Origin of the sequence: Idiomarina sp. H2, from assembly GCF_004364275.1 — a bacterium.
GTDB lineage: Bacteria > Pseudomonadota > Gammaproteobacteria > Enterobacterales > Alteromonadaceae > Idiomarina > Idiomarina loihiensis.
Genome location: NZ_SNZY01000004.1, coordinates 103,844 through 124,334 on the forward strand (window position 1 = coordinate 103,844; position 20,491 = coordinate 124,334).

General features: G+C 50.3%; 18 protein-coding genes. 3 read left to right on the plus strand and 15 right to left on the minus strand.

Going from position 1 to position 20,491, the window contains the following annotated elements:
• Positions 1–15 precede the first annotated feature (15 nt).
• From DET62_RS06490 to DET62_RS06545, 12 genes are all read right to left on the minus strand, one after another.
• Positions 16–1,197 carry an NAD(P)/FAD-dependent oxidoreductase gene (locus DET62_RS06490; RefSeq protein WP_034822792.1) on the minus strand — a complete coding sequence of 394 codons (1,182 nt, stop codon included), beginning with the start codon at positions 1,195–1,197 and terminating at the stop codon, positions 16–18.
• Positions 1,197–1,688 (minus strand): peroxiredoxin, encoded by a 492-nt coding sequence (locus DET62_RS06495; protein ID WP_034822791.1) that lies wholly within the window; start codon positions 1,686–1,688, stop codon positions 1,197–1,199. Before DET62_RS06495 ends, DET62_RS06490 begins: the two co-directional genes overlap by 1 nt.
• Entirely contained in the window at positions 1,672–2,463 is a 792-nt protein-coding gene (locus DET62_RS06500) for a class I SAM-dependent methyltransferase (protein ID WP_034822790.1), read from the minus strand. Before DET62_RS06500 ends, DET62_RS06495 begins: the two co-directional genes overlap by 17 nt.
• A complete protein-coding gene (locus DET62_RS06505; RefSeq protein ID WP_034822789.1) occupies positions 2,460–2,912 on the minus strand; it encodes a GNAT family N-acetyltransferase in 453 nt (150 codons plus the stop codon). Before DET62_RS06505 ends, DET62_RS06500 begins: the two co-directional genes overlap by 4 nt.
• The gene (locus DET62_RS06510; RefSeq protein ID WP_011235699.1) at positions 2,909–3,781 is read right to left on the minus strand and encodes a Dam family site-specific DNA-(adenine-N6)-methyltransferase; all 873 of its coding nucleotides are present in this window, start codon (positions 3,779–3,781) and stop codon (positions 2,909–2,911) included. Before DET62_RS06510 ends, DET62_RS06505 begins: the two co-directional genes overlap by 4 nt.
• 81 nt (positions 3,782–3,862) lie before the next feature.
• The gene (locus DET62_RS06515) at positions 3,863–5,455 is read right to left on the minus strand and encodes an AAA family ATPase (protein WP_034822788.1); all 1,593 of its coding nucleotides are present in this window, start codon (positions 5,453–5,455) and stop codon (positions 3,863–3,865) included.
• Positions 5,456–5,500: 45 nt separating this feature from the next.
• Positions 5,501–6,574, minus strand: a complete 1,074-nt coding sequence (aroB, locus tag DET62_RS06520; protein WP_034822786.1) for a 3-dehydroquinate synthase — start codon at positions 6,572–6,574, stop codon at positions 5,501–5,503.
• An 18-nt stretch (positions 6,575–6,592) separates the two neighbouring features.
• Entirely contained in the window at positions 6,593–7,126 is a 534-nt protein-coding gene (gene aroK, locus DET62_RS06525; RefSeq protein ID WP_011235696.1) for a shikimate kinase AroK, read from the minus strand.
• A 137-nt stretch (positions 7,127–7,263) separates the two neighbouring features.
• Positions 7,264–8,547, minus strand: coding sequence for a type IV pilus secretin PilQ (pilQ, locus tag DET62_RS06530; RefSeq protein WP_034822783.1), 1,284 nt, complete (start codon positions 8,545–8,547; stop codon positions 7,264–7,266).
• Complete coding sequence (locus tag DET62_RS06535) at positions 8,544–9,371, minus strand: hypothetical protein (RefSeq protein WP_034822781.1); 828 nt, start codon at positions 9,369–9,371, stop codon at positions 8,544–8,546. The genes pilQ and DET62_RS06535 overlap by 4 nt, the downstream gene beginning before the upstream one ends.
• Positions 9,364–9,900: a hypothetical protein gene (locus DET62_RS06540; RefSeq protein ID WP_034822779.1), complete on the minus strand. Its 537-nt coding sequence runs from the start codon at positions 9,898–9,900 to the stop codon at positions 9,364–9,366. Before DET62_RS06540 ends, DET62_RS06535 begins: the two co-directional genes overlap by 8 nt.
• Complete coding sequence (locus DET62_RS06545; RefSeq protein ID WP_034822777.1) at positions 9,888–10,712, minus strand: hypothetical protein; 825 nt, start codon at positions 10,710–10,712, stop codon at positions 9,888–9,890. The genes DET62_RS06540 and DET62_RS06545 overlap by 13 nt, the downstream gene beginning before the upstream one ends.
• A gap of 190 nt (positions 10,713–10,902) precedes the next feature.
• On the opposite strand from DET62_RS06545, the gene DET62_RS06550 reads away from it, so the two are divergent.
• On the plus strand, positions 10,903–13,365 hold the full coding sequence (locus tag DET62_RS06550; RefSeq protein WP_110013483.1) for a penicillin-binding protein 1A: 2,463 nt from the start codon (positions 10,903–10,905) through the stop codon (positions 13,363–13,365).
• 38 nt (positions 13,366–13,403) lie between these two features.
• Here the strand turns inward: DET62_RS06550 and DET62_RS06555 are convergent, their stop codons facing one another.
• Positions 13,404–15,845 carry a bifunctional aspartate kinase/homoserine dehydrogenase II gene (locus tag DET62_RS06555; protein WP_110013482.1) on the minus strand — a complete coding sequence of 814 codons (2,442 nt, stop codon included), beginning with the start codon at positions 15,843–15,845 and terminating at the stop codon, positions 13,404–13,406.
• 174 nt (positions 15,846–16,019) lie between these two features.
• On the opposite strand from DET62_RS06555, the gene metJ reads away from it, so the two are divergent.
• Positions 16,020–16,343, plus strand: a complete 324-nt coding sequence (metJ, locus tag DET62_RS06560) for a met regulon transcriptional regulator MetJ (RefSeq protein WP_011235689.1) — start codon at positions 16,020–16,022, stop codon at positions 16,341–16,343.
• Here metJ and DET62_RS06565 read toward each other — a convergent pair.
• A complete protein-coding gene (locus DET62_RS06565; protein ID WP_011235688.1) occupies positions 16,340–17,584 on the minus strand; it encodes a malic enzyme-like NAD(P)-binding protein in 1,245 nt (414 codons plus the stop codon). The two genes, metJ and DET62_RS06565, sit on opposite strands and share 4 nt — an antisense overlap.
• Positions 17,585–17,825: 241 nt before the next feature.
• The gene (gene rpmE / locus DET62_RS06570) at positions 17,826–18,044 is read right to left on the minus strand and encodes a 50S ribosomal protein L31 (protein WP_011235687.1); all 219 of its coding nucleotides are present in this window, start codon (positions 18,042–18,044) and stop codon (positions 17,826–17,828) included.
• Between the two features lie 167 nt (positions 18,045–18,211).
• Between rpmE and priA the strand changes: the two genes are divergently transcribed.
• Positions 18,212–20,422 (plus strand): primosomal protein N', encoded by a 2,211-nt coding sequence (priA, locus tag DET62_RS06575; RefSeq protein ID WP_110013481.1) that lies wholly within the window; start codon positions 18,212–18,214, stop codon positions 20,420–20,422.
• Positions 20,423–20,491 lie beyond the last annotated feature (69 nt).

Sequence of the window (20,491 nt, forward strand, 5' to 3'; positions counted from 1 at the left end):
ATTAGTTATAGCCACCTACAACTCCGATCCACAAGCAAAACCACTACTCCAGGCCCACTGGAAATTAAAGCCTCCCAACCAGCCGGTTACGTCCAGCACTTCGCCTATAAAGTACAGGCCGGGTTGTTTTTGGCTTTCCATGGTTTTGGAGCTGACTTCGTCGACGTTAACGCCGCCTAAGGTGACTTCGGCGGTGCGGTAGCCTTCGGTGCCGTTGGGTTTTAGCTGCCAGCGGTTAAGGTTGTCGGCTATGGCCTGAAATTGTGCGTTAGAGGTGTCGGCCAGTTTGTTGTTCAGCGGCCATTGGTGGTGCTCTGCTAATGCGGTCACCACGCGTTTGGGGAAGTGTTGCTGCAATACGGTATTGAGCTGGGTTTTGGGTTGTTGCTGTTGTTGTGTTTTCAGCCACTCAAAGGCGTCTAAGTCGGGTAGCAGGTTAATGGTCACGGCTTCGCCGGGTTGCCAGTAGGAAGATACTTGCAAAATGGCCGGTCCGCTGACGCCACGGTGGGTAAACAGCATGGCTTCTCGGAAATAGCCGTCGTGGGCTTCTGCACTTACCGGAACAGCCACACCGGAAAGCTCGGCAAAGCGGGCCTTTTCGTCGTCTTGCAGGGTAAAAGGCACTAAACCGGCGCGTACCTGCACAATAGAATGCCCGAACTGCTCGGCAATTTGATACCCCAACGGAGTGGCGCCCAATTTGGGCATAGACAACCCACCACAGGCAATAACCAGTTTTTCGCAGCTATAGCCGCCACGGCTGGTTTCAATATGGTAGTTGTCGTCGTAGTCTACTGACACAATCTCGGTGCGCAGCTGAACTTTGGCGCCGTGTCGGTCGCATTCGCTCATCAGCATGCGGACAATATCTTTGGCGGAGTCGTCGCAGAACAACTGCCCTAAGGTTTTTTCGTGGTAGGCAATGCCGTATTCAGCCACCAGGCCAATGAAGTCCCATTGGGTGTAGCGGCTGAGTGCTGACTTGCAAAAATGTGAGTTGGAAGACAAAAAGTTTTCCGGGCCGGCGTACATATTGGTGAAATTGCAGCGACCGCCGCCGGAAATCAGAATTTTCTTACCTGCCTGCTTGGCGTGATCCAATACCAGCACCGACTTACCGCGCTGTGCGGCATGAGCGGCGCAGTGCAGCCCTGCCGCGCCGGCACCAATAATAATCACATCCCAGTTCGACATTATTTCTGCAACTGCTCCAGTATGTATTCGGCTTTGCTCACTTCAAAGGACTTGTCTTCTTCAACAAACAGGCCTTTTACCTGGCCGTCGGTAATAATCATAGCGTAGCGCTTAGAACGTATGCCACCGAAGCTGCCGGTGTCCATGCTAAGGCCCATTATTTGGTTGTATGCGCCGTTGCCGTCAGACAATAACCGAACCTTTTCTCCGATCCCTAAAGATTCGCCCCAGGCCTTCATAACAAAGGCGTCGTTTACGGCCACACAATTAATGCTCAGAACACCCGCTTCTTTTAATGCTTCGGCGTGTTCTACGTAGCCGGGCAGGTGTTTCTCCGAACAGGTCGGAGTAAACGCGCCAGGCACTGAAAACAGTACGTGCGTGCCTTTAGCAAATATCTCTGCCGGGTCGTAGTTCTGAATGCCAAGATCACCTTTGCTGGTCAGTGAACCTGATGGAATTTTATCGCCTTCTTTAATTTGCTGACTCATGAAAACCTCGTTTTATATAAACATCAAAGCGATGCTTTTTACTTTTTATTTGACTGTTTGGTTCACGCCCGGCCAGAAAAGGTGCGCTGTTAGGGCGCTTTACTACTACCCTATATTTGGCCAGAGCGAGGGCGGGTTCGAGCAGGGTATCGGCGTCTTCGTCACTGCCCACCAGTTGCTGGAACATTTGCATGTCTTTTTTTACCTGGGCCTTTTGCTTGCCGGTTTTCGGGTACATGGGGTCTAAGTAGACCACGTCGGGCTCTTGAGTATAACCACTACCGGTAAAAAGGTTGTCGGTGCCAATTAACTGCATGCGTTGGCAGGTGTCACCAATAAAGTCGCCTTCCTGCCGGGCTCGGTGTAAGCCGTTATCGAGCAATGCGGCGACAACTGGGTGCCGTTCAATAAGCTGCACGTTACAACCTAAGCCCGCCAGTACAAAAGCGTCTCGCCCAAGGCCAGCGGTACCATCGACAACCGATGGCTTAAACTGTCCGGTTACGCCGACCGCTTTGGCAATAGCTTCGTTCTTTAACTGTGTGTTCTGAGCACGATAGGCAGCTTTACCCTGATGAAAGTCCACCACTAAGGGCGACATTTTCTGCGGGCTTTGCAGCCAGTGCAGTGCCAGTACGCCGTTGGTCAGCCAAAGCTGAAAAACGTCATTATCCGTAGTTTCAGACGGCAGTCCCCAACGCTCGGCAATGGCTTGTGCCGCAACGGTTTCAGCATCGCTGCCTGCAAGAATGGGAACCCGGGCCGTAGTTGTCACTGCGCAGCCTTGCGTTGCATATCAATGTGCGGAATATCGTCTTCCAGATATTCTTCGCTAATGGCCTCAAAGCCAAAGCTTTGGTAGAACTTCAGCAAATAAACCTGAGCGCCCACCCGAATTGGGGCTTTGGGGGCATACTCTTCAAGATAGTCGATGCTGCGTTGCATAACTTCAACGCCCAGTTTCTGGCCTCGCACTTTTTCATGCGTTATTACCCGGCCAATACGGGAATAGCCGGTATCGGCGGTGGCCAGGTATAGCCGGGCGTAGGCGATCATCTCATCGGCATTGTTGCGGGCGTACAAATGTAAGGCCTGTTCATCGGCGCCGTCAGCGTCCAGGTAAGGACAGGTTTGCTCTACCACAAAGACTTCCTGTCGAAGTTTCAGTAAGTCGTAAAGATCATGCAGTGAAAGGTCGTTAAATGCTTTTAAATGCCAGTTCATGTGCCTACTTTCTTTAATGAGTTGCTAAGAGAAACCACGTTACTTTTATTGACTTCGCTATCATATAAGGCGAGCAGCTCGGCTACGGGTTTGCGACCGTCGCCTTTTTGACTGATGCTGCGCGAAACCGACAAGCTACTGATATCGGCGTGCTTGTACAAGGCGCGGGTGAGGTCTGTGTCGTGGTTGCTGATCAGTACCGGAATATGGCGTTTTTTCGCAACCTGTACCGCGCGGCGAGCTAACTCGTCCTGATCGGTCAGGCCAAAGCCACCGGTGGCGTAGCTGGTAAAATTAGAGGTCTGATCCAGCGGTGCGTAGGGTGGGTCGCAGTAAATTACATCGCCTTGTCGTGCACGTCGAAACACTTGCTCAAACGGGCGGCAAATAAACTTGGCCTTGCGCGCTTTCTCGGCAAAATGTTCGAGCTCTTTTTCCGGGAAATACGGTTTGCGGTAATCACCAAAGGGCACGTTAAAAATGCCTTTGCTGTTATAGCGACACAGGCCGTTGTAGCCGTGGCGGTTCATATATAAAAAAAGCAATGAACGAAAGTAAGGGTCGCTGCTGGCATTAAAGGCGGCGCGCAGGGCGTAATAAGCGTCGGCCTGGTTGTTACGATCAACGAAGAGCTTGCGGGCGTCCTGAATAAAAGTCTTCGGACGGCGCTTCACAAACTGATACAGGGTAATGAGGTCCTGATTAATGTCGTTAAGCAGATAGCTGTCGTAGTCGGTATTCAGAAAGACTGAACCGGCGCCCACAAAAGGCTCGATGAGCTTTTTACCTTGCGGCAAGCGTGCTGTTATCGGCTCGATAAGTGAGTACTTACCGCCTGCCCATTTTAAAAATGCCCGATTCTTCTTCATGCGCCGGCCGTTGGTTTATCCTTTGCGGATTGTAACCCAAAGGCCGGGGGATGAAAATTGCTGACTGCGTGATTCGTCCCGCTACTGGCTATTAATGTCGCTTTGTACACTGGCAAACGACTTCGCCCAGGGTTCCATTTGCTGCACTTCAGCTGGCAACTGCGTGGCGGCTGCACGTGCTTGCTCAATGCTGGGGTAGCTGCCAAAAATAACCACATAACGTTGGTCGGCACGCTGGTAAACTTGGGTATTTCCGGCAATGCCGTAGTCATTACGGAAATTGCGCAGTAGCTGCGGGTCGCTAATAATGCTGATTTGCAGTGTATAGTTGCCTGAGCTCTGATCCAGCGCCCATTGGGTCTGGAACGGCAACGCACGTTGGGGCTGTTGCGGTTGCGGCTCAGGTTGTTCTGCTTTAACTTCTGGTTCTGGTTGGGCTACAACGGTATCAATGCCTGCCTCGGCTGGCGACTGCTCGTTAGATTGTCCGACAGGCTCGGCTTCCTGAGGCTGTTGTTGCTTTATGAAGCCAAGTGAGATTTCGCCTTCTGATATTTCAGAGGCAGCGACAGTATTCAGTGTGCCCAGAGCGTTCCGGTAAGACGCCGCTAATTCTGCAGGAACCAGTTCTAAAGAGCGCTCGGTTAAAGGCTCAAAGCTTGGCAGGCTGGCGACTTGCTCTGTTGCTTCTGCTGTTGTTTCAGGCACGCTTTCTGTCGTGTTGTTTGCAGCGTCTCCTGCGGTTGTTTCTGCCGGTGTCGCTGATTCAGAAGTCACTTGCTGCCAATAAGCGGTTAACTGTTCTTTATTCAAAAAGCCGGCAAAAGCCAGACTAATAACCACTGTAACTAAAATAATGGGCCAAAGGCGCATATTCCGACGGTTGTTTTGTGCTGGGCTATGTTTTGCTGTGCTCTGTTCGCTGGCGTCTTTACCGTCGGCATTCTTGTCGGAATTCTCGTCTGTCGTGGTATCGCGATAACGGGCAGCCTGAGTTGTCAGAGTAAATTGCAGACGTTGCTGAATTTCACCGGGAAACCCATGAATGGAATTTAAAAATTGCTGAATGCGTTCCAGGTTCCAGAAGCTGCGCTGTTTTTCTGGTAATAACGCCTGCACAAAACGTATTTGTTCGTCGTGGTTCAGTGGCTGTACTTCTATCATGGTTGGCCCCTGCACCCGCAAGTGCGGTGCCGGACGCTGCTGTTGAGCCCAACGGCTGTCGCCGGTAATGATAATACTGGTGCGCTGGCCAATGGCACTCAGTTGGGTAACGGTAGAAATGCACTCGGCCATGAAGCTTTCGGATAGCTGTTCGCCGTTATCAATAACAACAATGGCGTGCTTTAGCGGGCGCTGGCGTTGAATTTGACGACTTAACGACTCGTCGTTAATGCTGATAGTACCGAACAGTTGGTTCAGAATTTGGGCGCGGAGGCGGTCATTGGTGGAGCGTTCGTTGGCGCTGATAAAAGCGACTTCAGCGTATTCCGATGCCTGTTCAAGAAAGACTTCAGCAATGGTGGTTTTGCCGCTGCCTTCTTTACCGTGCAGCATAATAAGCGACACGCTTTGCTGGCACTGCTCGTGGAGCTGGTCAATAACCTGCTGTTGGCTCGGTTTGGTTTTTACCGGCGCGGCAACAATATATTGTGGGCTTGCAAGTGCTTGCATCTGTCTGTTCCTGTCTGTCAGCCGAATAGAGATAACGCGTTGGCGTTAGCAACATTCAGTGATCACAGCAGCAACGGTATTGTGTTCTACAGTACTGACAACTTCAGCCTGACCAATAGCAACCGGAAGAACAAAATGCAGCTGACCATCTTTTACTTTCTTATCGCGCTGCATGTAGTCTAACCAGTCCTGCCAGGGCATTTGCGGACCCTTTGTTGGCAAGCTAAGTGCCAGCAGTAAATCTTTAATGCGTCGAAAATCTGACGAATTGAGCCGCTGTGTCACTTCTGACAGCTTAGATGCAATTATAATGCCAGCAGCCACAGCCTCGCCGTGTGTCCATGCGCCGTATTCGGTGGCGGCTTCAATGGCATGACCAAAGGTGTGGCCTAAATTCAGCAATGCCCGCAGGCCTTTTTCGCGCTCGTCTAAAGCCACAACTTCGGCTTTAATTTCGCAGCTGCGTTGAATAGCGTAGGTTAGTGCGGCCGGGTCTTGCTGATTTAATTCTTCGGTATGTTGTTCCAGCCATTGGAAAAAATCGGCGTCGTAGATAACGCCGTATTTTACTATTTCGGCTAAACCGCTGCGGTAGTCCCGCTCAGTGAGCGTTTGCAGGCAGTCAATGTCGATAACCACCGATTTAGGCTGATAAAAAGCGCCAATCAGGTTTTTGCCCTGAGGATGATTAACCGCGGTTTTACCGCCCACGGAAGAGTCAACTTGCGACAGTAAGGTGGTCGGAATTTGGTAAAAATCGACGCCGCGTTGAAAAGTTGACGCCACAAAGCCGGCTAAATCACCTACCACACCGCCGCCTAAAGCAATAATGCCACAGTCGCGGTTAAAACCTGCGTCTATCAGAATATCCATGGCCTCGGCATAGCTGTCCAGACTTTTGAACTGCTCGCCGTCGCGCATTTCAAACACTTTCACCTGATGACCGGCAAGGCTTTTTAATAACGGCTTAAGGTAGTACTGACTAATGGTCGGGTTAGTGACGACCAGCAGTTGTTGATTCAGTTTGTGCGGAAGGCGCTCTACATAGTTGGGTAACAGGGCGTTACCAATGTAGATAGTGTAGCTGCGTTCACCTAAAGAGACGTTAACCTCAGCCATGAACGCAGCTCCTGTTACTTACCCAAGACCGTTAATGGACTCAAGCTGTTCGATAATGTCGTTGACCACAAACTTTGCACTTTGCTCATCGGTTTGCACCGTAATGTCGGCAATTTCTTCGTACAAAGGATCGCGCTCTTGTGCCAGCTCTTCAAGCACTTTGCGTGGGTCTTCAGCTTCGGCAATTAGAGGCCGGCGTTTATCACGCTGGGTACGAGCCAACTGCTTCTCGATAGGGGTTTTTAAATAAACCACCACACCCCGAGCCGATAACCGGTTACGGCTTTCTTTGCTCATGACCGAGCCGCCACCTGTCGCTAAGACGATGCCCATGTTTTCGGTAAGCTCTTCGATCACTTTTTCTTCGCGTGCACGAAAGCCTTCTTCACCTTCAAGCTCGAACACCCAACTGATTTCGGCACCAGTGCGGCGCTCAATTTCAGAATCTGAGTCGTAGAACTCTAAATGTAATTGTCTGGCGATTTGACGGCCAATCGTACTTTTGCCAGCCCCCATGGGCCCAACAAGAAAAATATTACGTTTCTCAGCCATATTCCTGCTTACATCATTGGTTAAAATTAGCTGTAACTCACGAATCCGGAGTGTCTGGAGACGTCCCCCAACCCAACGAAAAGAAGCGCGATTATCGCAACTTGAGCCCACTTTAGCAATAGTAATCGGCTTTTGGACTAACTTTGTGGCAATATCGTTGGTGTTACAAAAATCATAAGTTCCCGCTTTTCATCGCGTTGCTGCTGATGAGAGAACAATTTCCCGATTAATGGCAGCGACCCTAAGATGGGGACGCGACTGTCATCATTCAAGTTATGTTCCTGAAAGATTCCGCCCAGAACGATAGTTTCGCCATTTTTTGCTAATACCCGGGTGGACATTTCCTGAGTGTCGATAGCAACAGCTGGGCCGGTTGGGGTGGCAACGGTATCGCCGCGTGTGTTTTGAGTTATGGTCAGCTCCATTAAAACATGGTTGTTGGGAGTAATTTGCGGTGTAACGCTTAAGCCCATTACCGCTTTTTTAAACTGCACTGCAGTAGCGCCGTGTGCGGCGGTTTCTACATAAGGTATTTCGGTGCCCTGCTCTATGTAGGCGGGTTGTTGGTTCGACGTGAAAATTTTGGGGCTGGTAATAATTTCCGCTTTGTTCTCCTGCTCCAGCGCGGTTAATTCGAGATCCAGCAGAATATCGTCGCTCAGCCGCGCTAAATTAGCAGAAAAAGTGCCGGCGGGTGCGGCGGTAGGCAAGTCTACCTGCATGCCTTTAACAAAACTTCCGGGGTCTTCGGGTATTGCCAGACCGTATTCCGAAACACCCCAGCGAATGCCCAGTTCTTTACTAACATTCGCTTTTACGGTGACCATGCGGGCTTCAATCAGTACCTGTTTAACCGGCACGTCCAGATCATTAACCAGTTGCCGGATAGTTGCCAGTTGCTCTGGTGTATCCCGTAGAATAAGTGTATTGGTACGTGCATCGACGCTTACCGCGCCGTTAGGTGACAGAAAGCTTTGCTGCTCGTTTTTTAGTAGCTTGGCTAAGTCGCTGGCCTTTGCAAAATTAACGCTGAGTAAAATCGAGCGATACTCGCTGCTGTCTGTGGTGTGTTCACCGGCAACATCAATGCGCAGCATAGAGCCCTGCAGACGAATAGCGAGATCATGGCTGGCAATTAACGTAGCAAATGCGTCCTGCCATGCCACACCGTTCAGCTTCAGACTGGACTCACCCTTCACGTTGTCGGTCATCAATATGTTCAGTTGGTGCTGATCCGCTAATAGCTGTATGAGGTCGCGCAGCGGCATTTTACGGGTGTTGAGAGATACCGGTTGTAAGCGCTGTTGTTCGCTAAGCAGGCTTTGCCAGTTTTTGTCGGCTGCATAGACTGCAGACACGGGCTGGAAACTCAGAATAGCCAGCAGCAAAAAGACATAAAAAGAGAGTCGTGTTGGTATCATTGTGAGGAATTGTCCTTAGTTAAATGGATTTTCAACGGTTTTGCTGACCAGCATCCGGATTGCTTTTCCCAAAGCTGAAATTCGGCGTATTCGCCGTTAACGCTTTGTAGCTGCATGAGAGGGGCCGCTATCCAGCTACTTGCCGCGAGTGTCAGCAGTGGTTGATCCGGCATTTTCAGCAGGGCTTTTTTGACTGGAGAGGTTTGAGTGGCAATTAACTGCACCAGAGACCAGTCGTTAATGTGAATATCGCTTTGCATTTCAGGTTTGCCCAAGCACTCGATAGGCTCTGCGATAACGTCCGGGAAGTCTGATTTAAACAACGAAGGGGCGCTAAGTTCTGAGGGCGCTGGGCTGCCAGCCGTTAACCAGAGAAATTGCCAGCTTAATTTGCCGCTGTTTTCCCCGGTGTCACGCCACTTTAGTGTTTGCGTAAATGGAAACGGCTGTCGCACTTTCTGCTGCGCTTGCATGACAGAGGCGACCAATCGCAACGCGTTCTGATAAGTTCCGTTAACACCAACCAGCCACTGCTTTGCGTTTTCCGGGCTTTGTTGATAATAAAGGTCAACATTATGCTGCCTTGCCGCCTGCGTTAATAAAGTGGAGACTTCCGTTTCTGCGTGCTCCTTCAAAACTGGCCCGGTTTGTTCGGGAACCTCAGGAACGGTCTGCTGCAGTTGTTTCTGTTGTGTCCGAAGCTGCTCGTTTAGCTGGCTTGCCTGATAGCTGGTAAGAAAGTAACTGACACCCATAGCTGTCGCCGTGAAAAGCGCAACAGAGCCGATCCATAGCCAGAGTGGTTTTGTAAGTGATTCAGCCATTAGGTTCAGCTCCGCTGTCCGCGTTTTTCTGAGGACTTGTGTAGGAGAACACCACACCTTGCTGAGGCAATAGCTGCTGCTTTAGTCCGGGGTTTATTAACTGCTTTTCCAGCCATAAATACTGTTCATTAACCTGCTGTATCTGCCAGTAGATGGCGGTGAGTTTCATTTGTGACCGGCTAAGGGAAAGCTCGCGCTGCTGGAGATGGTGCTGTGTTCGCTCAAGCAGAGCGTAAAATGCGTTGAGCATCTCGTGGTTAGTATGCTTTTGTTGGGTAAAGGCTTTTTGCAACTGTTGCTGTTTTTGGTATTGCTCCCAGCGTTGCTGCTGAACGCTCTGCTCTTTCAGAGCCAGCTTTTGCTCTGCCAGCTGATGCTTTAAGTTGTTCAGGTAACCCTCGTAAGAAACAACCCATTGCACCGATACAACGCCGACAATAAGCAGCAGGAGAATACCCAGACAATGCAGCGCACGGTAGCGCAGCCATAGGCTTTGTTCCCGCCACTGCAACAGGTTTAGCGATGCCATTGACTGAACCCCCGTAAAGCTAAACCCAGCAGTACTAGTTCGTTGTCCAGGGCTGAAACAATGGGGGCAACGTTGTTTTGGAAAAATGGTGCCGTAGAAAGCACCAGATGCTTCAGTTGTTGCTGATGAGAAAGTTCCCGTTCAAGTTGCGACTGAATGGCTTTATCGCCAAAACTCATTACCCAGTTGAATTGATGAGACAGCTGAGCCTTAAGCAAAAAGCCCACCAAATTGTTGGTGTCGACAGAGTCGAGCCGCTGAAAGACGCCGTTTTTACAATAAAGCAAAATGGATTGTTGCTGACGGAGATCAACGACTATCCACGCCATGTCAGTCTCGAACTTGGTATTGTCAGGCCAAAGGTAAGGCAAAACCGCATTAGCTGCCCGTACTACTGACTGATAAACGGGTTCAACCACTTGCACCGGCATTTTCAGCGGGGCCAGTAAGACCAGCAATTCCTCCAGTGCTGAACGCTGGCCAATAACCGCTTCTGCTTCTTGCCCGTGGTTATGGGTGCAGTAGTCGTAGCTTATACCGGTATTGCGTTTTAGCTGGGGCGGTAATTTTTCCAGTAATTGCTCTTCAACCTGCTGGTTATTGTCTAACGGAATTTTCTGATAGTGGGTTGCGCTGTAGTCCAGTGCCGAGACAATACTGTCTGGTTTTAAGCCCTTGCCGGTTAAGCTGCTATGGTGCTGCTGAGAAAAGTGTTCGACAACAAAATGCCGACCCCGGCGGGACAATTGTAAAACCAGACAATTTTCACGATTAATTTGCACAGCAAGTGGTTGTTGCCGAAGTAATGACATTAGACAATATCCTTATTGTAGAAAAGCCAGATGCAAGCGTAGTGTTGTGAACAAAAATCCTCCATAATAGTCAGTAAGAGTTATGAGCTAATTTATGTCGGTGATTTCGGTTTCAACACTTTGGCGTGTTTCTGTAGTAAGTTCTGGCGTAAGTTCTGACGTAGTAAAAATGAAGTCATGGAGCAGATAATTGAAGTGGTTTAAGCGGCTAATCTACACCTTGCTGGTGTGTATTATTCTTGGCGGGGTAACGGTTGGCAGCCTTTACTTATACGTTAAGCCCGAGTTACCCAGTGTGGAAACCTTGCGGGACGTGCGTTTGCAAACACCCATGCAGGTGTTTAGCGCTGACGGTGAACTGATCTCGCAGTTTGGCGAAAAACGCCGAATTCCGGTAAAACTGGAAGATGTACCTCAACCGCTTATTGATGCTTTTCTCGCTACCGAAGACAGCCGTTTTTATCAGCACTTTGGGGTTGATCCAATAGGTGTTGCCAGGGCTTTTAGCGTGTTGCTCACCACCGGTGAAATTCAGGAAGGTGCCAGTACCATTACCATGCAGCTGGCGCGAAACTTCTTCTTAAGCTTTGACCGTGCCTGGATGCGTAAGGTGAAAGAGTCTTTTATCGCTGTCCACATTGAACAGTTGTTGAGTAAAGACGAAATTCTTGAACTTTATTTGAATAAAATTACCTTTGGTCATCGTGCCCACGGTGTCGGTGCAGCCGCGCAGGTGTACTACGGTAAGCCGTTAAACGAACTGACGCTGGCGCAAATGGCAACCATTGCCGGTTTGCCTAAAGCACCGTCTAACCTGAACCCTATTTCAAACCCTACTGCCTCTAAAGCTCGTCGACGCGTTGTCTTATTGCGCATGCTGGACGAGAAGAAAATTACTCGTGCTGAGTTTGAAGAAGCTGCAAATGCTCCTGTCACAGCTCGACGGCATGGCGCTGAGGTGACAGTGCACGCGCCTTACCTGGCAGAAATGGTGCGTCAGGAAATGGTTGATCTCTATGGTGAAGATAAAGCCTATAACGAAGGTTATCAGGTGTACACAACCATTAGAAGCGACGTACAGTTGGCTGCGCGCCAGGCTATATGGGATAACCTGCACAGCTATGATGAGCGACACGGTTATCGCGGTCCTGTTAGTTTATTGTGGTCAGCAGAGAAGAATGAAGAGCCGGTTAAAGAACCAGCCATACGCAAGTACCTGGAGCAACTGCGTGTTATTGGTGCGGTAACGCCGGCGGTTGTGACTGCAGTCGAAGAGCAGTCGGCTGACGTATTAGTGAAGGGAGAGGGTAAACTCACCCTGCCATGGGAAGCTATGCACTGGGCTCGTGAGTACTTAAACGAAGAACGTCAGGGCCCGCCTCCGGAAACCGCAGCTGACATTATGCAGCCGGGTCATGTTATTTGGTTGCGTCGGGTAAATGACGGCAGCGAATGGCGACTGGCGCAAATTCCCGAACCCAGTTCCGCTATTGTCTCTTTACGACCCGACGATGGTGCCGTTGCCGCTGTTGTTGGTGGGTACAGTTTCCAGCTGAGCCAGTACAACCGCGCTTTGCAGGCAGAGCGTCAGGTCGGCTCAAACATTAAACCTTTGATTTACTCAGCCGCATTTGAAGAGGGCTTAACTCTGGCTACTTTGGTGAATGATGCCCCCATTAACCAATGGAACCCGGGTTCCGGTGTCGCCTGGCGACCGAAAAACTCGCCGGAAGTCTATGAAGGCCCTATCCGTTTGCGTAAAGCTCTGGCTAAGTCAAAGAACGTGGTCTCGGTGCGCTTAATTCGCGAACTGGGAGTTAAAAAAGTGGCGGATCACCTGGCCAAATTTGGTCTGGATCGCTCAAAAATTCCCGAGAACGAATCGCTTTCTCTGGGCTCTCTTTCAATGACACCCATGCAAGTAGCTCGCGCTTATGCGGCGTTCTCGAACGGTGGGTTTCTGATAGAGCCCTACTTTATCAAACGTATTGAAGACGCCGATGGTAATGTGATTGAAGAAACCGACCCGGTGCGCGCTTGTTTCGACTGTGACAACCCGGCTCCGCAGGTGATTAGCGAACAAAATGCGTTCCTGGTTGAGCAGGCAATGAACTCAGCGGTCTGGGGCGGCGGCAGTTGGGCAAATGGCACAGGCTGGAACGGTACGTCCTGGCGTATTCAGCGCTCTAAACCCATTACTGAAGCTGTTGGTCGCAATATTGCCGGTAAAACCGGTACCACCAACGATGTTCGTGATACATGGTTCTCAGGTTTTACCTCGGACCTTGCGACAACTGTCTGGGTTGGGTTTGATGATGTTTCCCGTAAATTAGGACGCACGTCAAAGCATCCTGAAGTCGACTCCAGTCAGCAGGCAATAACTGGCGGTGAAGCGGGTGCGAAAACTGCGTTGCCGGGCTGGATCCTGTTTATGGAGAAGGCGCTACCGCTGTTTCCGTCACGCGATTTTGGTATTCCGCCGGGTGTGGTGAATGTCCGTATCGACTTAGAAAGCGGCAAGTTATCACACAAAAGTGACTACACCACGCGGTTTGAATACTTTATACGTGGTACCGAACCCACTGAGTACAGTCGCGATAACGGTCAGTCTAATGGCGATATCTTTCAAGAAGATGATGACGACTTATTCTAGTCAGGCAAAATCTGTGTAATAACAAATTAGTGGGAGCATTAAGCTCCCACTGCCAGTTTACTCAGTAACTGATTGAGATCCGATTGCACGCCGCCAGCAGTAACGTGTTTACCCGCACCAGGTCCGCTAATAACTAATGGCATTTCGGAATACCAGTCGGTGTAGATAACGAAAATGTTTTCGCCGGGTATTAAGTTGGCCAGCATGTCCCCTTCCGGAATGTATTCAATACCAACCTGAGCAGTAACTCTTTGCTCGTCACTGACGGTAAAGCTGGCCAGCAGCCGCGGCACTTTGCCGTCTTTAGCCGCTTCGTCCAGCATCGCCGCCATGGGCTCATCAAGTTCGGATAAGCGTTGCATAAACTCGCTAAGTGGTAGCTCACGTAAATGCTCAGGTACCAGGCTTTTTACTTCAATGTCCTGCCAGTCCAGTTTTAAGCCAATTTCGCGTGCCAGAATCAGTAATTTACGCACCAAGTCCTGACAGGACAGGTCTTCACGAGGGTCAGGCTCGCTATAACCCCGCTCTTTGGCTTCTTTTACCAATGAACTGAAAGTGACTCCTTTGGTAAAATTCTCAAACAGCCACGACATGGTACCCGAGAAAATACCGGAGATACTGCGAATTTCGTCGCCGGAATTTCGCAAATCGTTTATGGCATAATTCAGCGGCAACCCGGCACCCACCGTGGTGTTGTATAGCCATTCACGCTCGTACTCGTGCTGAATGGTACGAATTTCCCGGTACAACGCTTCGTCGGCGGAGCCCGCGCGCTTATTGGCGCTGATAATATGCAGACCGTTTGCGAACAAGCTGGGATACAGTTGCGCGACTTGCTTGGCATCAGTCAAGTCAATGACGACCATCTCGTCGTATGGTGCATTTGGTAGCTCGCGCAACAGTTCCGTGAGTACATAGGGTCGAGCCAGGCGGTCGAAATCCTCCGCCCACTGGGTGAGCTCGACGCCATTGTAATCCAGCCATAAACGCCGCGAGTTGGCGATGCCCATAACCCGAACGTCCATCACTTGGTTAATGCGGTCGCGCTGCTGTCGGAACAGTTCCAGCCAGGCCGTACCAATGTTGCCGCGGCCAATGACTAAAACGCCCAGGCTGCGACGGTAATTGAATAATTGGCTGTGCAGACGGTTGAGCAATCGGTTATCAAGCTTTTGTTCCAGAATAGCAACAGCAGAGTCACCGTTCTGTGTCAGCGCAAAACGCCGCACTTTTTGTTCGGAAAGTTGCAGTTTAAAGGTCGAGAACTGGTCGGTTTCCTGAATGCGGTTACCGACAATGGCCAGCATGGAATAGCCGCGAATTTGAGTAATGGCATCACCCGCGCCCAGACTGTCTAACCAGCCGGTCAGGTAGTCTAAGTGATTTTGATGAAACACCAGATACTGCTGATGATTCTCCGGCTCGGTCCAGCTGACCAGCGGTTCTAATTCCAGTTCATCCAGACGTTTTACTAAGGCTTTATCGTGCAGCTCAACCTTAAACAGCACCACCTCAGACAGAGAAGTGAAGACTTTTCCGCGGGGCTGGGTATTCTGGAACTGGCCAATACGAGTTTGCTGATTTTCTACTTTTAAACTGGAGCGAACGGAAATGACCATGCGTTGACGGTCAACCGGCTGAAAGGTTCTTGGGTGCAGAACCGGACTGCCAAGACGCGCCAGCTCTTCGGCTTCGGTCCAGTCTAATGTTGGTAAGCTGACCACGCGCTCTACTTTGCGTGGGTCTGCCGAATAAACGCCGGCCACGTCTTTCCAGATAGTAACCTGACGTGTATCCAGCAGACTGCCTACTAAGGTTGCTGAATAGTCGCTGCCGTTACGCCCCAGAGTTAAACTCTCGCCGTTTAAACCGCGGGCAATAAAGCCAGTAACAATAAAGCGGGTACCCGAGTGAGGAGCCACTCTTTGTAATAGCTTTTCACGCGAATGCTCTACCTGAATAACGGGTTCAGGGGCATCTGCGGCGAGTAAAAAGTCCCGGGCATCAATGTGGTCTGCGCGGGTACCCTGTTTTTGCAGTAAAGCTGATAACAAGCGGGCAGACCAGAGTTCGCCGTACGACAGTAACTCGGCGTTATGGCTAATGGCTTCGTCGCCGACTAACCAACGACGCCAGCGGGTGAAGTCTTTTTGCGATTGCAGTAGCAACTGTTTTTGTAAGTCGCCACTTAATAACTCGGTGATCAGTCCTTGCTGAAAACTCTCTAATTGATCGAGCAGAATGCTGGCGGTGTCGCCCGGCTGCGCTTTGGCATTAATAATGGCAAGAATGCGGTTGGTTGTATCTCCGGCCGCGGAAACAACGACTAAGTCGCTGGCACCCGCGTACTCGGTTACAATTCGGGCAACGCGGCGATAGCAGAACGCATCGGCAAGACTGCTGCCGCCAAACTTATGCACCTGAACGCTGTCGGCAACGGCTTGCTTTTGCTCTTCTGTGAGCTGAGTTGTGGTCATTCCGCCTTCCTTAACTACTCGCTTGAATTAGATTACTGCTACTAAGGCTAAAATATTGTCAGGCAAATGTCAGCAACTTTTAGCCATCTAGACGGATAAAATTTGACGGGGTCGTTCATTCGGGTACAATTCATTATAACTTATGTGGTTTTGTTATATAGCGGGACAATAACAATGAAATGGAACGGCGAATATATTTACCCTTATGCTGAACACGGTCGTAAGAGTCAGCAGGTGAAAAAAGTTACGGTCTCAATACCCACGCGCGTATTAAAAGTACTGACCGATGAACGAACTCGTCGCCAAATTAATAATCTGCGCCATGCTACCAACAGCGAACTGCTGTGTGAGGCGTTTTTACACGCTTTTACCGGTCAGCCGCTGCCGGAAGATGAAGATTTGCAAAAATCTAACCCGAATAAAATCCCCAAAGCGGTACGCGAAGAGCTGGAAGCCCGGGGATTACCTATTCCGACCGACGAAGAGCTCGACGATTAATCCTGCATATAATTTTTCGGTAAATCGATTTTAGCTGCGCCGGACTTCACCGCAGCTTCGGCAACGGCGCGCGATACCCGTGGGCACAAGCGCGGGTCAATTGGTTTAGGAATAATATAATCACGACCGAAGGTTAACTCTTTGACACCGGCCGCTTTTAATACTGATTCCGGAACAGGCTCTTTCGCCAGCTGGCGAATGGCCTCCACCGCTGCAACCTTCATTTCGTCATTAATAGCAGTAGCGCGCACATCTAATGCACCGCGGAACATAAACGGGAAGCATAAAACGTTGTTCACCTGGTTCGGGTAGTCTGAGCGTCCGGTGCCCATAATCAGGTCATCACGTGCGGCCATAGCGGTTTCCGGCTTAATCTCCGGGTCTGGGTTAGAGCAGGCAAACAGAACCGGGTTAGGTGCCATAAGTTTTAGCTCTTCTGCGCTGAGTAAGTTTGGTCCTGAAACTCCGACGAAGATATCTGCACCTTCAATAACGTCTTTTAGCGTACGTTTGTCAGTATTGTTGGCAAACAGCTGTTTGTATTCATTTAAGTCATCACGACGGGTGTGAATAACGCCTTTTGAGTCGAGCATATAGATGTGCTCGCGTTGTGCCCCACATTTAATTAAAAGCTCCATACAGGCAATGGCGGCAGCACCAGCACCAAGGCAGACAATACGTGACTCCGCCAGGTTTTTACCCTGAATTTCTAACGCGTTCAGCATACCAGCGGCCGTTACAATGGCAGTACCGTGCTGATCATCATGGAATACCGGTACATTGCAGCGCTCTATTAAGGCTTGTTCAATTTCAAAGCACTCAGGGGCTTTAATGTCTTCTAAGTTAATACCACCAAAGGTATCGGCAATGTTAGCAACGGTGTTGATAAAGTCCTGCGTGGTGCGGTGGTTCACTTCAATATCAATAGAGTCCAGTCCGGCGAAACGTTTAAACAGCAGAGCTTTACCTTCCATTACCGGTTTTGATGCCAGCGGTCCCAGGTTTCCTAAGCCAAGAATGGCGGTTCCGTTCGTAATAACCGCAACCATGTTGCCTTTGGCGGTATAACGGTATGCAGCATCCGGGTCCTGTGCAATTTCCCTAACAGGTTCTGCGACGCCCGGGCTGTAGGCCAAAGCTAAATCTTTGCTGGTTTCTGCGGGAGTGGTGAGTTCAACCGAAATTTTACCCGGGGTCGGGTATTCGTGGTAATCCAGTGCCTGTTGGCGAAAATCTGTCATGCGGTGATACCTGAGTCTGGTTATCAGAATGCCAATCAGTCTATCGCTTTTATGCTAAGAAACAAATCTTACCTCCGTCTTTATGCCGAATGACGAGAACTAAATTTAATGAGTGTTCAAAAGTACACCAGTTAACTTTTCGTTAACAATAGGAGGTTTAGGCAAGCGGGCACAAAAAAAGGCGCTGTTTAGCGCCTTTCTCTTAAAATCTGCTATTAAGCAGCGTTTTCTACAGGTTTTCTTAGGAGTCTTTCTTGCCCAGAGCACCAAAACGCTTCTTAAATTTATCAACACGACCACCAGTGTCCATTACACGTTGCTTACCAGTGTAGAACGGGTGGCACTCTGAACATACGTCCAGGTGAAGATCTTCTGAGCGGGTTGAACGTGTTTCGAACGTGTGACCGCAAGAACAGCTGACTTTTAAAGTCTCGTACTTAGGATGAATACCTTGTTTCATGGGGTTACCTCAGTTATGGGCCGCATCGCCATTCGATCCAAAGCCGAACACCATGCGCAAAAAAACATCAATGAATTAAGAGCCGCGCATTTTATGTGATCCTGAGCCTGTGATCAAGTAGAATCTGCTGCCTTGTATTCTGCGCGGTAGCGTTCCAGAATAGAGCCATGAAGCAAGCCAGCACCGGTAGCGAACGACGTTATAAAGTCGCACTGCCGCTACCTCTTCGACAAACCTATGATTATCTGTGCAAAAGTGCCGAGCCACTGCCGCAGGGAGTCCGCGTGCGCGTGCCTTTTGGCCAGCGTCAGTTAGTGGGTTACGTGGTTGCCGAAGCCAATGACGAACCGCCAACATTTGAATTGAAGTTCGTCGCTTCGGTTCTGGATGAGCAGCGGCTGTGGCCTGATGATATCTGGCAGCTAGTACGCTGGTCTTCTGACTACTATCACCATTCATTGGGGGACGTAGCCGCCAATAGCCTGCCGGTTTTGTTGCGCAAAGGCGATGCGCCGGAATACCTGACCGAAACTTTTTATGCGCTGACCGATTTAGGCCGGGCGCAGTCCATTAATGATTTAAAAGGGGCCGCGCGGCAGCAGCAAGTGCTGGCAGCGCTTAAACATCAGCCGCTCAGGCGCAGCGACTTAACCGATATAGGTGTGACCTCAGCCGTGCTGCGCACCTTGCAGGATAAAGGCTGGATTGAAGTGCGCGAGCAGGCACCGACTAAGAATCAGGGCTGGCAAAAGCAGTCATCGGTGTTAAGAGAGCAGGGCCATGCGTTAAATACTGAGCAGGCGGTGGCGGTTTCTACCATTAACCAGCAGCAAAAGCACAGCACTTTGCTGCTGGAAGGCGTTACCGGTAGTGGTAAAACCGAAGTGTACTTACAAGCCATGGAGCCGGTACTGGAGCGCGGCGAGCAGGTATTAGTGCTGGTACCGGAAATTGGCCTTACCCCACAGACCTTGCAGCGCTTTAAAGAACGCTTTGACGCACCGGTGGTCATGCTGCACTCGGGCATGAGTGACAGAGAACGTTTAAATACCTGGTTGGATGCAAAACACGGACATGCAGCAATTATTATCGGCACCCGTTCGGCGGTGTTTACGCCCTGCCAGAAGCTAGGGCTTATTGTGGTCGATGAAGAACATGACTTGTCCTACAAACAACAGGACGGCTTTCGCTACCATGCCCGGGACATTGCCATTAAACGGGCGGCGTTGCTGGATATTCCGCTGGTGCTGGGTAGTGCAACGGCCTCGCTGGAAACGCTGAATAACGCGGTCAGCAAACGCTTTCATTGGCTTAAGCTGGGGCAGCGCGCTGGTGGCGCGCAAATGGTTAAACACGAGCTTATTGACCTGAAACAGCAGCCCATAAAAGCCGGTGTTTCTAAAGCATTGCAGGAGCAAATTCAGGTAGAAATTGAACGCGGTAATCAGGTACTGCTGTTCCTTAACCGTCGTGGTTTTGCACCAGCGTTAATGTGTCACGAGTGCGGCTGGCTGGCGCAGTGTCATCGTTGTGACGCTTATTACACCGTACATAAAGCTCATCACCAGCTGCAGTGTCACCATTGTGGCAGCCAGCAACGGATACCTAAGCAATGCGGCTCCTGCGGCTCCTCGCACTTAATTTCGCACGGTGTGGGTACCGAACAGTTAGAGCACAGTCTGAAAGAAATGTTTCCGGGTCGCGGGGTGCTGCGCATTGACCGGGATTCCACCCGCCGTAAAGGTCAGTTGGACGATTATCTGCAAAAAGCCACCAACAATGAGTATCCGCTGCTGGTCGGCACGCAGATGCTGGCAAAAGGCCATCACTTTCCGCATGTGACGCTGGTGGCGCTGCTGGATGTTGATGGCGCGCTTTACAGCGCGGACTTCCGGGCAGCAGAGCGTTTAGGACAGCTTTATACTCAGGTCGCTGGTCGCGCCGGGCGAGAGCACAAAGCCGGTAAAGTTGTATTGCAAACCCACCATCCGGAGCACGACTTAATTCAGGACTTACTCAACAACGGCTATTCGCACTTTGCCCTGACGGCACTTGCTGAACGCCAACAAAGTGACTTGCCGCCGTTCTCTTATTTGGCGCTGTTCCGTGGCGAAGCAACCGACAGAGACTCTGTGGTGCAGGCCATGACCCAAATTCAGCAGTTAATGCCGCAGGTGGAAGGTGCATTTTTGCTGGGCCCCATGCCAGCTTTAATGGAACGTAAAGCCGGTCGTTACCGCTACCAATTGCTGTTACATTGTCAGTCACGTAAATTGCGATTTCAGCTTATTGAACACTTGTTACCGCAGATTAACGCCTTGCCGTTATTGAAAAAAGTGCGCTGGTCGCTGGATATTGATCCGCAAGACTTTAGCTGATCGACAACTAAGCGGTTTTTTTTATCGGGCGTAGCGATTAAACTAAGCGTCTTGAATTTCCTCTTCGAT